Origin of the sequence: Streptomyces sp. NPDC101166, assembly GCF_044768125.1 — a bacterium.
In the GTDB taxonomy this organism is placed as follows: domain Bacteria; phylum Actinomycetota; class Actinomycetes; order Streptomycetales; family Streptomycetaceae; genus Streptomyces.
In genome coordinates, this window is the sequence record NZ_JBIWPF010000127.1 from 1 (window position 1) to 1,412 (window position 1,412).

At 67.8% G+C, this 1,412-nt stretch carries 1 protein-coding gene; it reads right to left on the minus strand.

The genetic code is table 11. From position 1 onward, the window contains the following. On the minus strand, positions 1-1,412 hold a 1,412-nt coding region (locus tag ACIRS4_RS36995; protein WP_404204469.1), incomplete at both ends, for a GMC family oxidoreductase.

Here is a 1,412-nt window from a genome sequence, read left to right on the forward strand (position 1 = left end):
AGCTCGCGGCGCAGCGCGGTCTCGTCCGCCCACTGCTGGCCCGGGAAGAAGTTCTCGGTCCAGTCGCCCGCGATGCTCGCGTGCGACATGATCTCCTTGATCATCTTGATGCCCTCGACCAGGAACTCGGTGTCCCACGGGTCGGTCAGGTAGCCCGGGTCGATGAGCGGCGAGGCGAACGGGTCCGCCGAGGCCAGCTTCATCTCGCCGCGGCTCTTCGGGTAGATGAGCGACGGCATGATGGTGAAGGCCGGGCGGCGGTCCACCAGGTGCAGCTTGTCGGCATCCTGGTTGGGCGTCGGGTAGCTCCACGGCAGGGTGTGGATCTGCATGTCCGGGTGGTCGCCCTCGGCGAACTTGGTCTTGACGAAGCCGGCGGCCTCGAAGACCGTGCGGCCCATGAAGGAGCTGCCCGGGTTGCGCATCTCCTTGAGGATGCCGCGCGCGAAGTAGGTCGGGATGCCGCGGTGGATGGCCTTCTTGGACACGAAGGTCATGGGCACGAACAGGTGGTCGTGCAGGTTCTGGCCGACCGGCAGGTCCGCCACGACCTCGATGCCGTGCTCGCGCAGCTGCGCGGCCGGGCCGATGCCCGAGAGCATGAGCAGCTGCGGGGAGCCGATCACACCACCGGAGACGATGACCTCCTTGGCGGCCTTCACGATCCGGCGGGTGCCGTTCTTCTCGGCGATCTCGACGCCGGTGGCGCGGCCGTTCTCGATCACCACGCGGGTGGCGTGCACGTGCGTGAGCACGGTCATGTGCGAGTTCGGCATGTTCGTGATGAAGCCGCGCGAGGAGCTGTAGCGGACGCCGTCCTTGACGGACTGCTGGAAGATCGACAGACCTTCCTGCGACTCGCCGTTGTAGTCCTTGATGATCGGCGCGCCGAGGGTCTCGGAGGCGGCGGTCATGAACTCTTCGGCCATCGGGGTGATCTCGCGCGGGCGGGTCACCTCGATCGGGCCGCCGGTGGCGCGGTAGTCGTCCGCGCCGTCGACCCAGTTCTCCAGGCGCTTGTAGGCGGGCAGGACCTCGTCGTAGGACCAGCCCTTGTTGCCCTCGGCGGCCCAGGAGTCGAAGTTGGCCTTGTTGCCGCGCACGTAGAGCATGCCGTTGACCGAGGACGAGCCGCCGAGCACCTTGCCGCGGGTCATCGGGATCTTGCGGTCGTTGGCGTGCTTCTGCGGGACCGAGTACTGCTTCCAGGTCACCAGCTTCTTCAGCTGCGGGACGGTGTGAACCATCGAGATCATGCCGGGGCGGGTGACCAGCTGGGAGTTGTCCTTGCGCCCGGCCTCCAACAGGATCACGCTCGCGCCGGCCTGCGCGAGGCGCCCGGCCAGGACCGCGCCGGCGCTGCCCGCGCCAACGACGACGTAATCGGCTTCGGACGTGGAGCCCGGGGAAGG